Origin of the sequence: Thermoanaerobacter mathranii subsp. mathranii str. A3 (assembly GCF_000092965.1) — a bacterium.
Lineage (GTDB): Bacteria > Bacillota > Thermoanaerobacteria > Thermoanaerobacterales > Thermoanaerobacteraceae > Thermoanaerobacter > Thermoanaerobacter thermocopriae.
Window position 1 is genome coordinate 1,971,488 of record NC_014209.1, and the last position, 17,417, is coordinate 1,988,904.

The window sequence follows — 17,417 nt, forward strand, 5'->3', positions numbered from 1 at the left end:
CTCCTACAAATTATCTTTTCTGTTTATTTGACTTATTATATATTCTGCCCTTTTCACATCTCTTTCATAGGGATCTAACTGAATTCCATAAATTTTTTGTAAATTAGCTGGTTGTATATGCGTAGTGAGAATATCAATTCTATTTATGTCCACATCTAATATTCCCAAAACTGCCCCTAATCTCACATCAGACATTAAAGTCATGTATTCCTTGGTAGACATTATTTTTGCATGAGATAAAATTCCATAGGCTCTTCCTACTCTATCTTCTATTTGAATTCTTTGTTTTTTGTATAGGTCCTCTCTGGCTTTTCTTTCGCTAGAGATAATTTGTCTTGCCACTCCTTCAATATTTTCAATTATTTCTCTTTCACTTTGGCCAAGAGTGACTTGATTGGAAATTTGATAAATATCTCCCAAAGCTTGTGTACCTTCTCCGTATATTCCTCTTACTGCCATACCTATTTTGGAAGCAGAATTCAAAATATTGCTTATTTGCCCAGTGATAGTAAGAGCGGGAAGATGAACCATGACTGAGGCTCGTATCCCTGTGCCTACGTTAGTAGGACAAGAAGTCAAATAACCTATCTTTTCATCATAGGCATAGTCGATAGTTTCTTCAATCAAATCGTCAACTTTATCCGCAGTATCCCAGCTTTCATTAAGCTTTAATCCTTCTAATATGCATTGTATTCTAAGATGGTCCTCTTCATTGACCATTATGCTTACTGTATTGTCATCTTTTATAAGTACATAACCACTCTTTGTATTTTGTGAAAGGTCAGGGCTTATAAGGTGTTTTTCTACAAGTGATTGCCTGTCAATAGGGGTCAATTTCTTCATGTCGTATTCTACAAATTGGGTAGACAAAATAGTATTACTTCCTAATATAGCCTTTCTAACTAAATCTATAACCTTGCGTCCTTGCTCTTCTGTCATAATAGTAGGAAAAGGAATATCTTTGATGTTTCGAGCAAGTCTAATTCTACTAGACAAAACCACATCTTTATCATATTTAAACATCTTTGTCACCTACTTTCCTAATTCTTTCTCCAATTCTCTGATTTTATCTCTTAGTTCTGCTGCTTTTTCATAAGCTTCTTCTTTAACAGCTTTTTCTAATTGTAACTTTAGTTCCTCAATTTCTCTTTTTACTCTCATTCTACCCCCGGCTTTTTTAGGAATTTTTCCTCTGTGTTCTGTACTGCCGTGTATTCTCCTCATCAGAGGAGCCAGTTCCTCAGCAAAAGCATCATAACAGAAACTACACCCTAATCTTCCAATTTTTTTGAAATCTTCATAAGTCATGCCACAGCGACTACACTTTAAAGGCTTTTTTGTAAAGTCATCTATTCCAGGCAAAAAGTCCATTAAACCTGACAATAAATTTTGAACTGAAAAAGGTGTAAAAGTTGAAAAAACTTCTGTATTTAAAATTCCCTCTTCTGCTGCGCACTGGTCACACAAATGCGTTTCAGTTTTTACTCCGTTTACTATTTTAGTGAAATGAACTGTAGCAGGCCTTATTTTGCATTTATCACACATCATAAAAATTCCCTCCCTTACTTGTTGCGAGCAATTTCTATAAGCATTGCCTTAAGTAGTAATGCTCGCAACATATTTTTATCCTCTTGAGAAAAAGGAAGAATTTTATCATTAACTACAGCTTTCATCAAAGCTGCTTCCCTGGAAGTTATAATATTATGGTCTAAAAGAGCATCAATGTAATGCCTTGCTTTACTCTCCGAAATATTATCTCCTATGCTTTCTATTATTTTATTTATCCAATTGTTTGATATAGAAGTTTTATAAATTTTTATATAACCTCCGCCACCTCTTTTACTTTCTATGATGTATCCTCTGTCAATAGTAAAACGCGTCTCTAACACATAGTTTATTTGAGATGGGGCACAATTAAAAACATTTGCTAATTCATTTCTTTGAATTTCTATATAATGTTTACCAGCTTCTTCCATTAGTTCTTTTATAAAATTTTCAATCAAATCACTAAGCCTTGCCATTTCCATCACCACGTCTCTTACTTTTACTTTGACTTTCTTTGACCTTCGAATATATTTTTACATTTTTTTATCCTCTCGTCAATAGCTTTTTCACACTAAAGTAAGTGATTTATTCTAATATTTTCATCAAATAATAAAAATATCTCTTATATTCTAAAATTTTCACCATTTTTCACTCATTTTCATAGATTTCTTCCCCTTCATCTGCCAGTTCTTGATGGTCTTGTTGATTTATAAGAGATGAAAAATTGCTTTTTCCCTTTAAATTTTTTCTATCTGTATTTTCGTAAGTTTCTTCTTCAAAAAAATTTCCTCTTACAGATTTATATAGCTTTCCCTTGAAAAATTTTTGACGTTTATTCACATCTTTCCACCTCTTGCTTACTTTATTATTTATTAAAACTTTTTTCAAACTCTTTTAAATCTAAGTTGACTCTCGCTACCCCTGTCTCTATTGCCGCTTTCGCAACTGCTATTGCTACATTTTTAAGAACTCTTTTATCAAAGGGCTTTGGAATTACATACTTCGGATCAAGTTCGCTTTCTGAAACAGTTTGGGCAATAGAATAAGCAGCACTAATTTTCATCTCCTCGTTAATTGTAGTAGCCCTAACTTCTAATGCCCCTCTAAATATACCTGGAAAAGCCAACACATTATTTATTTGGTTTGGAAAATCAGATCTACCAGTACCTACTACATAAGCTCCTGCCTCTTTTGCTTCATTAGGATATATTTCAGGCACTGGATTGGCTAACGCGAAAACTATTGGTTTTTTTGCCATTGTTTTTATCATTTCTTTATTTAATACATTAGGTGCTGATACCCCAATAAACACATCAGCTCCTTTTAAAGCATCTTTCAAAGTCCCTTTTAATTTTCCTTTATTTGATATTTTTGCAATTTCTTTTTTAGAGAAGTCTTTGTCTTCTCTTCCTTCATATATGATACCACTTCTATCGCAAACTATTACATCTTTTATACCCGCTTTTATTAAAAATTTAGTAATTGCAATTCCTGCCGCTCCAGCACCATTTACAACGGCAGTAACTTCTTTTAATTCTTTTTCTACAATTTTTAAAGCATTTATTAAAGCAGCCAAAGTTACAACTGCCGTTCCATGCTGGTCGTCATGAAAAACAGGTATATCCAAAATTTCATCTAACCTTCTTTCTATTTCAAAACAACGAGGTGCAGAAATATCTTCAAGATTTATACCACCGAAAGCAGGTGAAATGTTCACCACAGTTTTTATAATTTCTTCAACATCTTGAGTAGCAAGACATATAGGTACTGCATCAACGCCTCCAAATTCTTTAAATAAAACTGCTTTTCCTTCCATAACAGGAAGAGCTGCTTGTGGCCCTATGTTGCCTAAACCCAAAACAGCTGAACCATCTGTTACAACCGCAACCATGTGGCTCTTTGCAGTATAGTCATATACTAAATCACTATTTTTATGTATCTCCTTACAAGGCTCTGCAACACCAGGAGTATAGGCTAAAGCTAAATCTTCATCAGTTTTTATTTTTACTTTGCTTACAATTTCCAGTTTGCCTTTATTTTTTTTATGGAGTTTTAAAGTTTCTTCTCTTATATTCATAAAGTCCTCCTCTATTACACGTATTTTCTTATATTATACCTTAAATAACTTTTAGAAAAAAGTTATTAACTGCAATAAAAATAAAGCCTGCAAAGACAGGCTTTCAGCTTGTTGACAAAGTAAAAATTTTTTAAAATAGGATATTTTGCATCGTCACTCCGATGTTCCAAAGCGACAAAACTAAGCTTGACCTTCGGGTTCCGGCAGGGTCCCGGGCACATTCGACCTCCTGTCTCAGGTGCCCGCCTCCGCCATCCTTGGCTTCGGCCCTGCCTCCGCCCTCGGTCTCGCTAAGTTTTGTTAACGCTTTGTCACAAGTCGTGCCTTATGCAAAATATCCTATTTCCGAAAGTTTGTATACAGTCTAAAAGCCTGCAAAGACAGGCTTTATTTTTCCTTTTCTTTTATTTTCTTTCTTTCTTCTATTATCTTTTGTGCAACATTAGGTGGAGCTTCCTCATATCTTGCAAAAGCCATTTTAAAATCTCCTCTTGCCTGTGTCAAAGACCTTAAATCCGTCGCATATCTATTCATTTCAGCCAAAGGTACTTCTGCTGTGATTACTTCTAAATTGTCTTTCGACTCCATTCCTAAAATTCTTCCTCTTCTCTTATTCAAATCCCCAATGATATCTCCCATGTATTCTTCAGGTACAACCACTTCTACTCTCATAATAGGTTCTAAAAGAACTGGATTTGCTTGTTCCATTCCCTTTTTAAACGCAAGAGATGCAGCAATTTTAAAAGCCATTTCAGAGGAGTCAACAGGATGATAAGAACCGTCCACCAATGTTGCTTTTATGTTTACTACAGGATATCGAGCAAGCACACCCTCTTTCATGCTTTCTCTCAAACCCTTTTCTACTGCTGGAATGTACTGTTTTGGAACAGCTCCACCAAAGATTTTATCTTCAAATTCAAATTCACTGTTGGGATTAGGCTCAAATTCAATCCACACGTGACCATATTGCCCGTGTCCACCTGTCTGTTTTTTATGCTTTCCTTCTACTTTGATTTTGCCTTTTATCGTCTCCCTATAGGGTACAATTGGGTCTGTCAAGGTGCATTCTACTCCAAACTTGTTCATCAACTTTTTAGAAATTACTTCTATATGCTGCTCTCCCATTCCGTAAACTATCATCTGACCCGTCTCTAAATTTTTTTCAACTTTAAAAGTCGGATCTTCTTCTTGCAATCTTTGGAGTCCATTGCTAATTTTTTCCTCATCCCCTTTGGATTTAGGTTCGATAGCAAGTGAAAGTGTAGGCTGTGGGAAATCGATAGGTGCTAATGTCACAGGTTTAGACGTGTCACATAAAGTATCACCTGTCATGGTATATTGAAGCTTTGCAACTGCTCCTATATCTCCTGCTACAAGTTTTGACATAGGTATTTGTTTTTTACCTCTTAAAATAAAAAGCTGGCTTATTTTCTCTTGCATCTTATTATTTGAGTTAAGAAGCACACAATCAGAAGTTAATGTACCTGATATAACCTTAAAAATAGATACTCTACCCACATAAGGATCTGCTATAGTTTTAAATACAAATGCGGCTACTGGACCATTTTCACTGACTTTTTCTCCTTCTTTTTCTATATCCAGAGGTGATGGCAAATATTCCACAATAACATCTAATAATTTATCTGTTCCAATATTTTTAAGGCTTGAACCGCATAAAACAGGCATTAATTCGCCGATTCTTATGCTGTTTTTGATTCCTTCTTTTATTTCTTCTTGTGTAAATTCTTCTCCTCCAAAGTACTTTTCCATTAAAGTTTCATCGTTTTCAGCAATGTTCTCAATTAATTCCTCTTTGGCCGATAAAACTTTATCCATTAACTCTGACGGTACTTCTGTCTCCTTTGCCCCTTTTTCATTGTAAACGTATGCTTTTTGAGTAAGAACATCTACATAGCCTTTAAAACTTTGCTCACTTCCAATAGGAAATGTCAGTGGAATAACCTTATTACCAAATTTTTCCCTTAATTGGTTTAACGTTTTAAAATAATCGGCATTTTCTCTATCCATTTTGTTGATAAAAAATATAATAGGTAACGTATTCTTTTGAGCCAAACCAAATACCTTTTCAGTTCCAACTTCTACACCAGAAGCAGCACACACAGGTATTATAACACTGTCTACAACCCGCAAACCGCTGACAACCTCTCCAAAAAAATCAAAATACCCCGGCATATCTAATATATTTATTTTACATTCTCCCCATTCTACTGGAATTACTGATGTGGAAATGGATATTTGTCTGACAATTTCCTCCGGATCATAGTCAGATACAGTAGTTCCATTTTCTACACGCCCCATTCTATCGATGACTTTTGTGTTGAAAAGAAATGCCTCAGTTAATGTAGTTTTACCGGCTCCACCGTGGGAAACCAATCCTACATTTCTTATTTGGTTAGTCTTGTAATCTTTCATACATATCCCCCTATCTTATCGCAAATCATCTTTAATATTATTATTCTATACTTTTTAAAATTTTCCTTTATTTTTTTGATATTTTTTAAAAAAATCTCTGGCAAAAAGCCAGAGACCTAATCAATATTTTTAATCATATCCTCCATCATTTGTTGTATTTTTTCTGCTTCTTTCATGTTAAGTACTTTTTCTGCTATTTCCTTTGCTTTTTCATATTCTATATTTCTTATTATATTTTTAACTTTAGGAATAGAAGTTGCACTCATAGAAAATTCGTCTAACCCTAGTCCCAACAATATAACCGTAGCCAAAGGATCCCCCGCCATTTCACCGCACATAGCCGCAAATTTTCCTTCTTTGTGAGCTGCATCGATCACAAACTTTATAAGCCTTAAAACAGCTGGATTAAATGGCTGATAATAATCTTTTACATGTTCATTCATTCTGTCAACAGCAAGCGTGTACTGCGTCAGGTCATTAGTTCCGATGCTAAAGAAGTCAACTTCTTTAGCTAGTATGTCCGCAGTCACTGCAGCAGAAGGTATTTCTACCATTATACCTACTTTTATGTTTTTGTCATATTTTATGCCTTCTTTATCAAGTTCAGCTTTTACCTCATTCAAAACTGCGTTTGCTCTTCTCACATCAGTAATTGAAGATATCATAGGATACATTATGTGAATATTTCCATAAGCACTTGCTCTTAAAATTGCTCTTAATTGAGTCTTAAATATGTCTGTCCTATCCAAGCAAAGCCTTATAGCCCTATATCCCAAAAATGGATTCATCTCTTTAGGCATATCAAGATAAGGAAGTCCCTTATCTCCTCCTATATCCAGTGTTCTTATGGTAACAGGCTTTCCTTCCATTCTTTCTGCAACTTCTTTATAGGCTTCAAATTGCTCTTCTTCTGTAGGAAGAGTAGTTCTATCCATGTATAAGAATTCAGTTCTAAAAAGTCCAACCCCTTCTGCTCCATTGGCCAACGCACTTTTTACATCTTTTGGAGTTCCTATATTTGCCGCTAACATGACTTTTTTGCCATCGAGAGTTATTGCAGGCAAATCTTTTAATTTCTTTAATTTCTCCACCTTTTTATCATAATTCTCTTTTTTAGTTTTATACTCGTTCATTGTATTTTCGTCAGGATTTACAATGACAACCCCTTCCAACCCATCCACTATTACGGTATTTCCATTATTAACTTGGGTGGTAACATTACCCAATCCTACTACAGCAGGAATTTCTAGGGAACGAGCCATTATAGCTGTATGAGAAGTTCTTCCACCTATATCTGTAGCAAAACCCAAAACCATTTCTTTTTTCATGGTTGCGGTATCAGAAGGGGTTAAATCTTTGGCTATGATTATCACCTGTTCATCAAGTTCAGAAAGGCTGGTGTTTTTTACTCCTAAAAGGTTATTTATTATACGGCTTCCAACATCTCTTAAATCTGCAGCTCTTTCTTTTAAATATTCATCATCTAGACTCTCCATTACAGAAGCATTTTGTTCAATCACTTTATTTACAGCATTATCAGCAGTTATAAGTTCAGTCTTTATCATGTTTTCTACATTTTCAACAAGTTCAGGGTCATTTGCTAGCATTAAATGTGCCTCAAAAATCTCCGCCTTATCTCTCCCAAATTCTTTTAAGGCCTCTTCTTTAATTTTTTGTATTTGCTGCTTCGTCACTTCTAAGGCTTTCTTAAACCTTTCAATTTCATACTCTACTTTTGACTCATCTATGTTTTGCATGTCGATTTCTGCTTTTTCTTTAATATATAAAAAAACTTTTCCAATCGCTATCCCCGGAGATGCCGCTACTCCTTTTAGCATTTGTTAACCCTCCCTAAAATTAATTCTAACGTCTATTATAACATAGTTTTCGCCACCTGTGTGAAACTTTTGCACAATAATAAAATAAAAAATAAAGCAAATAAAAAAGACCAGGAAAATATTTTCCCAGTCTCCTCTTTAAGCCTTTTTCACACTTCATATATAGCAATTTTGTTTCTTCCTTTACTTTTGCCACCTGCATACAAAGCTCTATCCGCATGGCTTATAAGTTTTTCAGCAGAATCAGCTTTTCTAGGATAATCCGCTACTCCTCCTGTTATAGTTATGTGTATGTCTCCTTTTTCAGTTTTCACTGGTTTAGAAGATACTTCACTTCTTATCCTCTCCGCTATCGTGTAGGCTTGTTCCGCAGTAAGTTTTGGTAAAATTACTGCAAATTCTTCTCCGCCAAATCGTGCTACAATATCATCACTTCTCACATTGTTTTTTATACGTTTTGCCACTTCCTTAAGTACTTCATCTCCAATTAAATGGCCATAAGTATCATTTATCAATTTAAAATTATCCAAATCAAACATTATAAGGCTTACAGGCTCACTGTTCTCATCTGCCCTCATAATATTTTCCATTAATGCATCATTAAAATATCTTCTATTATAAGTCTTTGTTAAAGGATCAGTAATAGACTTTTTTGTAACTTCATAATACCGTTTAGCATTGATTATTGCAACAGATGCCTGATCTACAATTATCTCTATGATTCTAACAGAATCCTCATCGAAGACATTTGTATCTACATGCAATACCGCAAGGCATCCAATAGCAGAACCCGAAGACCTTAAAGGAGATACTACGACGCTGCCATAGTTATGCAAAAATTGTTCCTTTAAAAATCTTTTATCCTGCTTCAAATCTTTAATTGCTATTGTTTTGTTAGAGGATATGCACTTTCCTATTATTCCTTCATCTTTAAAATAATTCTTTTTAAATCCCCCTTCTCCTTCTCGATTACCTATCGATTTTACTAAAGTAGCTACTCCATTAGAATCTGTTAAGTATATTGCTGCTGCAGATATAGAAACAACTTGAGAAATAACTTCCATGATAGTATCTAATATTTTCTCTAACTCTAGCTTCGAATTTATCATTTTAACCATCTCATATATAGCGTTAAGCCTTTTATTTGCCTTAATCAAATCTCTAATCATTCTAAAAGCATATGCTATGAATATAAGTGGAGTTAAAGATAACACAAAAAGCAGAAGCTCATATTTAAAATAAATATATGCAAGGACTAATGAAACAGGAATCATCACTATATAAGTGCCCAACTCTAATAATACACTCTCATTCCAATACTCTTTAAACAAAATCTTCCCTTGTACTTTTAACGCATAGTATAATATAAAGTTGTTCAAAAGAAAACTCACTATGACATAACTTAAAATATATTTAACTTGCGAGAGAGAAATTATGCCAATTTTTCCACCTATGAATTCATAAAACCATCCAGCTAATAAATATGTAATAGAAAGCATTCCCCCATTTAAAAACCCATTTTTTACCTTTTTCCTTATTACAATAGTATCAAACATAACAGATGCTATCATGAGAGCAGCCGCTCCAACTGTGCCAAAAATCAAAAAAGTAATCATTCCTATTGTAGGGCTTAAAGACAATTTAATATCTGTATACAATATTCCAAGATTATCCAGAATTATTGCGAAAACTAACAAAATCAAAAAAACTCTCCAATCAATCCCGCTTTCGCAGTAGTAAAGTGCCCACACAAATAATATACTTCCTACCGTAATTAAGGTTATATTAAAAACCAGTTCCTTGTACTTCCCCATACTAATCCCCTCGTTTTTCCGAATCATATTAGTATTCTACATTTATTTCAAAAATCCTTCTTGGACTGACAAGATTTGTAAAGTTAATCACTTTTATTTATCAGAGCCAATTGTACCACAAATCTCCATCATAAAATGTCGAATTTTGTATACCCTTTTAAATATTTATAAAAACCCCTCTGTAGCAATTGCTACAGAAGGGTTTTTATAAATATCAACCGCATTTAGAATAGCCACAATTCTTACACACAACACAGCCACCTTCATGTTCTATTGGGCTGCCACATTCAGGGCAAAGTCCTTCTTTCTCTAATAAGTCAGCCTCACTCAACGCAACCTCTAGTTTAGGGTCATCTTTATCGCCATTATAATTATTTTCATATATAGGTACGTCGATAGGTGCAAATTGTTGTTCTTCTTCCACTCGAATTTTCATCACTTTTTCAATAACCTTGCCAATAGCATCAGGGCAAGATAACACCTTTATTTCTTTGTTGGTAGCCATTTGCCTTAAAGTGGAATGACATCTTATACCTTTCAATTGCTCTACAATTGTTTTAGCGTCAATGCCTGAGCGCAATGCTATAGATATAAGCCTACTGGTAGCTTCTGACTGTGAAGGACATCCGCCTGCTCTTCCAAGATTTGTAAATACCTCACATATGCCTTGGTCGTCATAATTAACTGTTATATAAAGATTTCCACAACCTATCCTCACTTTTTCAGTTATTCCTCTCGTCACGGGAGGTCTTGGCCTTGGTCGTAAAAGTTCTTTTTTAGTTTGCTCTTCTCTAGGCTTTGCTTCTTCTTTCTTTTCCTTTATACCTAAATTCAATACTTGCGATTCACGGCTTCCATCTCTGTATATAGTAACCCCCTTACAACCAAGTTTATAGGCAAGAAGATAAGTTTTTCTAACGTCCTCTACTGTGGCTTCATTTCTAAAGTTCACAGTCTTAGAAACAGCATTATCAACATGTTTTTGAAAAGCTGCTTGCATTTTAATGTGCCACTCGGGGTCAATATCATGGGCTATCACAAAAACCCTTTTAACATCTTCTGGTATACCCTTTATGTCTTTGAGGCTGCCCTTTTGGGCAATTTCTCGCATTAGTTCATCCGAATAAAACCCTCTCTCAATAGCAACCTCTTTAAATACAGGGTTTACTTCCACCAGTTGTGTATTATCCATGACATTTCTCGTCATAGCTATCGCAAACACCGGTTCTATGCCACTAGATGTTCCTGCAATAATGGATATTGTGCCAGTCGGAGCAATTGTAGTAGTTGTAGCATTTCTAATATTTATACCCATTTTTTTGTAAATACTCTTATCATAGAAACCAAAGGTACCTCTTTGTTCTGCTAATTTAATCGATGCTTCTTTGGAAGTTTTATCAATAAACTCCATCAATTTTTCGCCAAGTTCAACTGCCTCATCAGAATCATAAGGTATGCCAAGTCTTAAAAGCATGTTAGCAAATCCCATTACTCCAAGTCCTATTTTTCGAGTACCTTTTGTCATTTCTTCAATTTGAGGAAGTGGATATTTATTCGCATCTATAACATTGTCCAAAAAATGTACTGCATCATAAACCGTTTCTCTAAGTTTGTCATAATCTATTTCGTATCTGCCTTCTACCTTTTTTAACATGTTTTCAAGATTAATTGAACCTAAGTTACAAGATTCATAAGGAAGAAGTGGCTGTTCACCGCAGGGATTGGTAGACTCAATCTCTCCAACCTCAGGAGTAGGATTTTTCTCATTTATTCTATCTAAAAATACAATACCCGGTTCACCATTTCTCCAAGCCATTTCTACAATCAGATCAAAGACTTCTCTCGCTCTTAATCTATTTGTAACCTTACCTGTATGAGGATCTATTAAATCGTATTTTTTATCTTCCTCAACAGCCTTCATAAATTCTTCTGTAATAGCCACGCTTATATTAAAATTCGTTATTTCATTGTTATCTTTTTTACACTGTATAAACTCCAATATATCAGGGTGGTCTACCCGTAGAATACCCATGTTTGCTCCTCTACGAGTACCACCTTGCTTTACCGCTTCTGTCGCTGCATTAAAAACTTTCATAAAACTAACGGGTCCTGATGCAACGCCTCCAGTCGTTCTGACTGTAGCTCCTTTGGGCCGTAGGCGAGAAAAGCTAAATCCCGTACCTCCACCGCTTTTGTGAATAATTGCCGCGTACTTTACCGCGTCAAAAATTTCCTCCATAGAATCTCCCACAGGAAGAACAAAGCAAGCTGAAAGCTGACCTAATGGTCTACCCGCATTCATTAAGGTTGGTGAATTAGGCAAAAAATCTAGATCTACCATCATATCATAAAATCTTTTCTTTACTGCTTCTACATCAGCATTTTTGTCATAAATTAAATCCACTTCAGCGATAGTCCTTGCAACCCTTTCAAACATCTCCTCAACTGTCTCAATAGGCTTGCCATTTTCATCTTTAGCCAAATACCTTCTTTCCAGAACCTTCCTCGCGTTTTCAGTGATTTTCACAGGAAATTCCTCCTCTTGTGTAAAAACACAATATTTTGTGTATTGCTTATTTAATTATACATTTTATTGTGTATTATGCAACCTCCAAATCTATTCGATTTAATTTTATTATCTCCCTTTACTATTAATTTTCGTTCAAAAACTTAATAAATTAAACGAATTTAAAAAGACCCGGCACACTTACCGGGACAAAATATTAACAATTTCCTCAATTATACTTTTATCATATTTCCCTTTAAGATAATCTCTTCTCCAGTCTTCTTCTCCACTTTTTGCAAGTTCTTTTACAATTCCAGGCCTTTCTATCCAATGACCAATTTCTTTAAAATCTTTATCCATAAATACAAAAGTTGGTATTTTAGCTTTACCATCTATATAATAAGGTTTCATGTGCTCTTCGTTACCTTCTCTTTTTAAAATTCTCAGTTTAAAATTCTTATTATAACTTGCGATTTTTGCAACTATAGGCACATTAACTTGAGAATCAGGACACCAACTCTCAGCAAATGCCAAAATATTTACCTCATCTTTAAATTTTATTTTCTCTATCAAGTCTTCATCTAACATCGTTTTTTCATATCTCTCCTTTATTCTTTTAGCAATATTCTCCTCCGATTCTTTTACAAATTCCTCAAAAGTAATTCCTTTTTCAAATAATTCTTTCAAAGTTAATTCACCTCTTCACTGCCTTTTAAATAATGACCCTAAAACTGTTTTAGCACCTGATACAGTAATACCTAAAAAACTACTATTTCTTGTGAGAATTTCATCTAACGCATCTACAACTTTGTCAATTTGTTCTTTTGTCACAATCAAAGGAGGTTCTAATCTTATTACATTTGGATTATTCAAAGTGTAAGCTGTTATAATTTTGTGTTTATTTTGAAGCTCTCCAGCAATTAAAGAGCCGAGATATTCACTGGAAAGCTTTGAGATAGCCCCTCGAGAAATTTTGTCAAGAAGTCCACTATCTGGTTGATTAAACTCTACTCCTATTAAAAGTCCCCTTCCTCTAACATCTTTTATAAGTTTTGAATGTTTTTCTTTTAATTCTTTTAATCGACCTAAAAAGTATTCACCTTTTTCTTTTGCAGCATCAGGAAGCTTTTTTTCTATAATAGCTTGTATTGAAGCAATCGCAGCAGCACAAGCATAGGTATTACCGCCAAAAGTAGAAGTATGTAAAAGAGCTTTTTCCATAGTCCCATAAGCTTTTTGCCATATCTCCTCTGTGGTTATATAGGCACCAATAGGCATAACTCCTCCACCTAAAGACTTAGCAAGGCACATTATGTCAGGCACTATTCCTTCGTGCTCACATGCAAACATTTTTCCTGTTCTTCCAAAACCAGTTTGGACCTCATCTAATATTAAATAAGCATCATACTTAGTACACAATTCCCGTACTTTTTGCAAATAGCCTTCAGGGGGGACAATCACTCCTCCTTCCCCTTGGATAGGCTCTACTATAAAAGCAGCAACATCTCTACCTTTCAAAGCTTCCTCCAAAGCTTTTTCATCTCCAAATGGAATAGGAACTGTCTCCGGCACAAGTGGTTTAAAATACCTTTGATACTTTTCTCGCCCTGTCACTGAAAGGGCACCCATGGATTTGCCGTGAAAGGAGTTCTGACAGTAAACTATTTTTTGTTTTCCTGAAGCAATTTTAGCAAGTTTTAAAGCTCCTTCTACTGCTTCTGCACCACTGTTACAAAAAAAGCTCCTTTTAAGATTCCCTGGTGTCACTTTTGCAAGATTATGAGCAAGAACCCCCGGCAAATTTCCAATAGCCGCTTGCAATATATTAGGCATATCTTTTACTTTTTCTACAGCTTCGATAACCTCATCGGGGTTATGCCCTAAATTTAAAGCACCATAGCCTCCTAAAAAATCATAATACTCATTTCCTTCATTATCCCATACTGAAACTCCTTTAGCTCTTACAAAAAGTTTATCAAACTGAAGCATTGAAAGCATAGATACAAAAACTGAATTTATATATTCTTTGTAATTTTCTCTAACTTGATTTTTGTTTAATGTAAATGCTTCTTCTAAAGTTATATATTCCGGAATATCATCCTTCACTTTCCCCTTTGTACCTTCATACATTTTCCATCTCTCCTTTATTTTTAATGTCTATGGTGATGATGGTCATGACCACAATGTTCGCAACTATTGTTAGCACATCTAATATTTTCTAACTCTCTTCTTACTCTCTCTTTTATTTCTTTCACATATTCTTGCCTCAGCCTTTTTTGCTCTTCTTTTTCCTCTTCTGTTAAACCTTCTGTTTGTGATTTGTGATAAAGGAAATTTATTCTTTCTATCATTTCTCTCGTTATCATCGCTACACCTCGTCGAATAAATTTTGACAAATATATTATATTCTTTTTTTCCAAAAAACAAAAGAATTTTTACAAATTAATGGATATAACTATTACTTTTATGATATTATAACAATATAGCGGCAAATATTTAAGGAGGTTTTTGTAATGCCTTTAATTTGGATATTTTTTCTAATATTATTGTTTCCCTTTTTAATATTTGTATTTTTCATACAAGCAGCTACTTTTTCTTTTGCAAAATTAGGGTTATCTCCTCAAATGGCAGTTTTTCTTTTTAGCTTATCTTTAATAGGAAGTGTAATCAATATTCCTATATCTCGCAAAAAATTTATAGTACATGATGAAGAAGAAATATTTTTTCCTTTTCTTTTCTACTATCCTCCCAGAGTGCGTGAACAAATAATTGCCGTAAATGTAGGGGGAGCCATCATCCCTGTGCTATTCAGTATATACCTCATGCAAAGAACTCCTTTAATCCCTACGATAATAGCTACTATAATAGTCACAGCTGTTGCCAAAGCATTAGCTAAACCTGTGCCAGGAGTTGGTATTTCCCTTCCTGCCTTTATACCACCTCTTGTAGCAGCTGCTGCAGCAATTTTGCTATCTCATAATGATGCAGCTCCTGTAGCATACATCTCGGGAGTTTTGGGCACATTAATTGGAGCAGATCTTCTTAATCTTCCTCATTTTAAAGACTTAAACTCTCATGCTATAAGTATAGGAGGAGCAGGTATATTCGATGGAATTTTTTTAGTAGGTGTAGTAGCAGCTTTGTTAGCATAAAAAATACCCTACTTACACCGTAGGGTATTTTTTCTCACTTTAAATACTTATTAAACCATTCCGTTATTTCTCTAAGCCTTCTTATCCTATGTTTAGGCTTGCCACTTCTTGAAAGCTCATGATTTTCACCGTGGAAAAGTACCAGTCTTGATTCCACACCAAAATATTTAAGAGCACTAAACATTTGCAAAGCTTCTGCCATCCAGCATCTATAGTCCTCATCTGAATGCAAAAACAAAGTAGGTGTTTTTACTCTATCTGCGTATTTTAAAGGCGAATGTTCCCAATACTTTTCAAAATTGTCCCATGGAGTTCCTCCTATTTGGTCAGGAACAAAATAATAACCTATATCTGTCGTTCCAAATTCTGTTGTCCAATTAGATATACTTCTTTGAGAAACAGCTGCTTTGAATCTATCTGTGTGGCCTATAATCCAGTTTGTCATAAATCCTCCATAAGAACCACCTGTTACTCCTACTCTTGAAGAATCAATGTCTTTGTAGTGTTGCAGCACATAATCTGTAAATTTTATTATGTCCTCATAATCTACTGTGCCGTATCTACCTCTTATATCAGCAAACTCATTGCCCCTTCCATCGCTTCCTTTAGGATTGCAGAAAAACACAAAATACCCTTCTGCTGCCCAGTATTGCATTTCGTGAAAATAAATTTCCCCATATACAGTTTTAGGTCCTCCATGGATATCCAATATTGCAGGATATTTTTTGTCTTCTTCATAGTCTATAGGCTTTATAACCCAACCATCTATAAAATGACCTGGTCTTATCTCTACTTCTACTCTTTCAGGCTTTGAAAGTTTCTTTTCCTTCTGCACCCATTCATTAAAGTCAGTAATCTGTATCTCTTGCCCGTCTTTGTACTCATAGAGCTCTTGTAGCTTTAATCCTCTAAAACCGATAAAAAGAATATCATCGCCACATACATCAAACATATCCACAGATCCATCTTTTTCTATCACTTTTTCTATTTTCCCTTCTAAATTTATCCTGTTAAGATAAGCACTGTACCTCTCTGTAGATATGAAGTACAAATAATCTCCTTCTGCTTTAAAACTAAAGCCTGAACCGCACCTCACATCAGAGTTTACAGAATTTCCTAAACTCATATCGAGCTCAGGGGTTATGCACCTTCTTTCGCCTGATTCCTCTTCCAAAACATAGAATTTGCTGTTTTCATTTATACCGTATTTTTTCATATCTGTTCCAGCGCATATTATCTTATCTCCTAAAAAATCCACATACCTATAGGAAAAATCTGAATCCTTATTCACTTTCTTAAGTTCTCCAACCTTTAAATTGTATATATAAACATCACTTGTCAAAGGCATTTTATCCTTATAACTTTTTCCTATAAACACAGCTTTTGTCTTATCTTTGTTGAGCTTTAAAGAATACACATCAGTGTATTCATCTGTTATAGGCTGCAATTTATTATCACTTAATTTATAAACATAGAGCCTTCCCCTGTCTTTATTGATGACTCCTTTGCCATTCGCCCAAAAAGGAATCTCATCAAATACTTCGTAATCTTTCTCCTCTTTTCTCCTTTCAAGCTCTTTTTTCTTCTCCTCCTCACTCAAACCCTCCAAATCCTTTTTATTCACGTTATAAAGTGCAATCAAGAGAAAAGTATCGTCATCAACAGGCAAAATCTCTGTAACCTTTTTAGGTATCACAAAAGCCTCAACAGCTTCTCCTCCGTGTATATTAATCTTGTAGTACTTTGTAAATTCCTCTCCACTTTCTGCCTTTTCTTTGTCCTTTGGATTTCTGCTACCTGCAAAAAGTATGTAATCATCGTCAAGCCATACAAATCCTCTCTCCTCATTAAAGGAAGTCAGCTGAAAATATTTTTTAGTCCTTGTATCCAAAACCCATATGTTAGACAAATACTTGTTCTCCTCAACGTCCATTCTATGTACCACAAATGCTGCACAGCTACCACTTGGCGAATATTTTAATCCTGACAAAAATTTAAATTTTGTAAAATCTTCTAATTGTAACTTCTCCATTTGAAAACGCCCCCTAATAA

13 protein-coding genes and 1 pseudogene are annotated in these 17,417 nt (G+C 34.7%); 1 reads left to right on the plus strand and 13 read right to left on the minus strand.

The features are described 5' to 3' along the window. Positions 1-3: 3 nt before the first annotated feature. From TMATH_RS09850 to TMATH_RS09905, 12 genes and pseudogenes are all read right to left on the minus strand, one after another. Entirely contained in the window at positions 4-1,023 is a 1,020-nt protein-coding gene (locus TMATH_RS09850) for a protein arginine kinase (RefSeq protein ID WP_013150825.1), read from the minus strand. A 9-nt stretch (positions 1,024-1,032) separates the two neighbouring features. Then, entirely contained in the window at positions 1,033-1,548 is a 516-nt protein-coding gene (locus TMATH_RS09855; RefSeq protein ID WP_012995950.1) for a UvrB/UvrC motif-containing protein, read from the minus strand. Positions 1,549-1,562: 14 nt separating this feature from the next. Then, entirely contained in the window at positions 1,563-2,027 is a 465-nt protein-coding gene (locus tag TMATH_RS09860; RefSeq protein WP_013150826.1) for a CtsR family transcriptional regulator, read from the minus strand. A gap of 166 nt (positions 2,028-2,193) precedes the next feature. Beyond that, positions 2,194-2,385: a hypothetical protein gene (locus tag TMATH_RS09865; protein WP_012995952.1), complete on the minus strand. Its 192-nt coding sequence runs from the start codon at positions 2,383-2,385 to the stop codon at positions 2,194-2,196. Between the two features lie 25 nt (positions 2,386-2,410). Next, complete coding sequence (locus TMATH_RS09870) at positions 2,411-3,622, minus strand: NAD(P)-dependent malic enzyme (RefSeq protein WP_013150827.1); 1,212 nt, start codon at positions 3,620-3,622, stop codon at positions 2,411-2,413. Positions 3,623-4,009: 387 nt separating this feature from the next. After that, positions 4,010-6,055 carry an elongation factor G gene (gene fusA / locus TMATH_RS09875; RefSeq protein WP_013150828.1) on the minus strand — a complete coding sequence of 682 codons (2,046 nt, stop codon included), beginning with the start codon at positions 6,053-6,055 and terminating at the stop codon, positions 4,010-4,012. A 116-nt stretch (positions 6,056-6,171) separates the two neighbouring features. Beyond that, the gene (ptsP, locus tag TMATH_RS09880; RefSeq protein WP_013150829.1) at positions 6,172-7,893 is read right to left on the minus strand and encodes a phosphoenolpyruvate--protein phosphotransferase; all 1,722 of its coding nucleotides are present in this window, start codon (positions 7,891-7,893) and stop codon (positions 6,172-6,174) included. Positions 7,894-8,042: 149 nt separating this feature from the next. After that, positions 8,043-9,707, minus strand: coding sequence for a sensor domain-containing diguanylate cyclase (locus TMATH_RS09885; protein ID WP_013150830.1), 1,665 nt, complete (start codon positions 9,705-9,707; stop codon positions 8,043-8,045). Between the two features lie 214 nt (positions 9,708-9,921). Next, positions 9,922-12,237: pseudogene (locus TMATH_RS09890) on the minus strand (vitamin B12-dependent ribonucleotide reductase); the annotation flags it as partial. Positions 12,238-12,414: 177 nt separating this feature from the next. Further along, on the minus strand, positions 12,415-12,900 hold the full coding sequence (locus tag TMATH_RS09895; RefSeq protein ID WP_013150832.1) for a thioredoxin family protein: 486 nt from the start codon (positions 12,898-12,900) through the stop codon (positions 12,415-12,417). A 15-nt stretch (positions 12,901-12,915) separates the two neighbouring features. Then, positions 12,916-14,343, minus strand: coding sequence for an aspartate aminotransferase family protein (locus TMATH_RS09900; RefSeq protein WP_013150833.1), 1,428 nt, complete (start codon positions 14,341-14,343; stop codon positions 12,916-12,918). 20 nt (positions 14,344-14,363) lie between these two features. Beyond that, positions 14,364-14,579: a DUF896 domain-containing protein gene (locus TMATH_RS09905; protein ID WP_013150834.1), complete on the minus strand. Its 216-nt coding sequence runs from the start codon at positions 14,577-14,579 to the stop codon at positions 14,364-14,366. A gap of 147 nt (positions 14,580-14,726) precedes the next feature. Between TMATH_RS09905 and TMATH_RS09910 the strand changes: the two genes are divergently transcribed. Further along, positions 14,727-15,365 carry a DUF1614 domain-containing protein gene (locus TMATH_RS09910; protein WP_012995965.1) on the plus strand — a complete coding sequence of 213 codons (639 nt, stop codon included), beginning with the start codon at positions 14,727-14,729 and terminating at the stop codon, positions 15,363-15,365. Positions 15,366-15,399: 34 nt separating this feature from the next. Here the strand turns inward: TMATH_RS09910 and TMATH_RS09915 are convergent, their stop codons facing one another. Then, positions 15,400-17,397: an alpha/beta hydrolase family protein gene (locus tag TMATH_RS09915; protein WP_013150835.1), complete on the minus strand. Its 1,998-nt coding sequence runs from the start codon at positions 17,395-17,397 to the stop codon at positions 15,400-15,402. Between the last annotated feature and the right edge of the window lie 20 nt (positions 17,398-17,417).

Excerpts from the sequence above, each read along its gene's own strand:
- TMATH_RS09850 (WP_013150825.1), bottom strand. The coding sequence starts at position 1,023 with ATGTTTAAATATGATAAAGATGTGGTTTTGTCTAGTAGAATTAGACTT.
- TMATH_RS09855 (WP_012995950.1), bottom strand. The coding sequence starts at position 1,548 with ATGATGTGTGATAAATGCAAAATAAGGCCTGCTACAGTTCATTTCACT.
- TMATH_RS09860 (WP_013150826.1), bottom strand. The coding sequence starts at position 2,027 with ATGGAAATGGCAAGGCTTAGTGATTTGATTGAAAATTTTATAAAAGAA.
- TMATH_RS09870 (WP_013150827.1), bottom strand. The coding sequence starts at position 3,622 with ATGAATATAAGAGAAGAAACTTTAAAACTCCATAAAAAAAATAAAGGC.
- fusA (WP_013150828.1), bottom strand. The coding sequence starts at position 6,055 with ATGAAAGATTACAAGACTAACCAAATAAGAAATGTAGGATTGGTTTCC.
- ptsP (WP_013150829.1), bottom strand. The coding sequence starts at position 7,893 with ATGCTAAAAGGAGTAGCGGCATCTCCGGGGATAGCGATTGGAAAAGTT.
- TMATH_RS09885 (WP_013150830.1), bottom strand. The coding sequence starts at position 9,707 with ATGGGGAAGTACAAGGAACTGGTTTTTAATATAACCTTAATTACGGTA.
- TMATH_RS09900 (WP_013150833.1), bottom strand. The coding sequence starts at position 14,343 with ATGTATGAAGGTACAAAGGGGAAAGTGAAGGATGATATTCCGGAATAT.
- TMATH_RS09905 (WP_013150834.1), bottom strand. The coding sequence starts at position 14,579 with ATGATAACGAGAGAAATGATAGAAAGAATAAATTTCCTTTATCACAAA.
- TMATH_RS09910 (WP_012995965.1), top strand. The coding sequence starts at position 14,727 with ATGCCTTTAATTTGGATATTTTTTCTAATATTATTGTTTCCCTTTTTA.
- TMATH_RS09915 (WP_013150835.1), bottom strand. The coding sequence starts at position 17,397 with ATGGAGAAGTTACAATTAGAAGATTTTACAAAATTTAAATTTTTGTCA.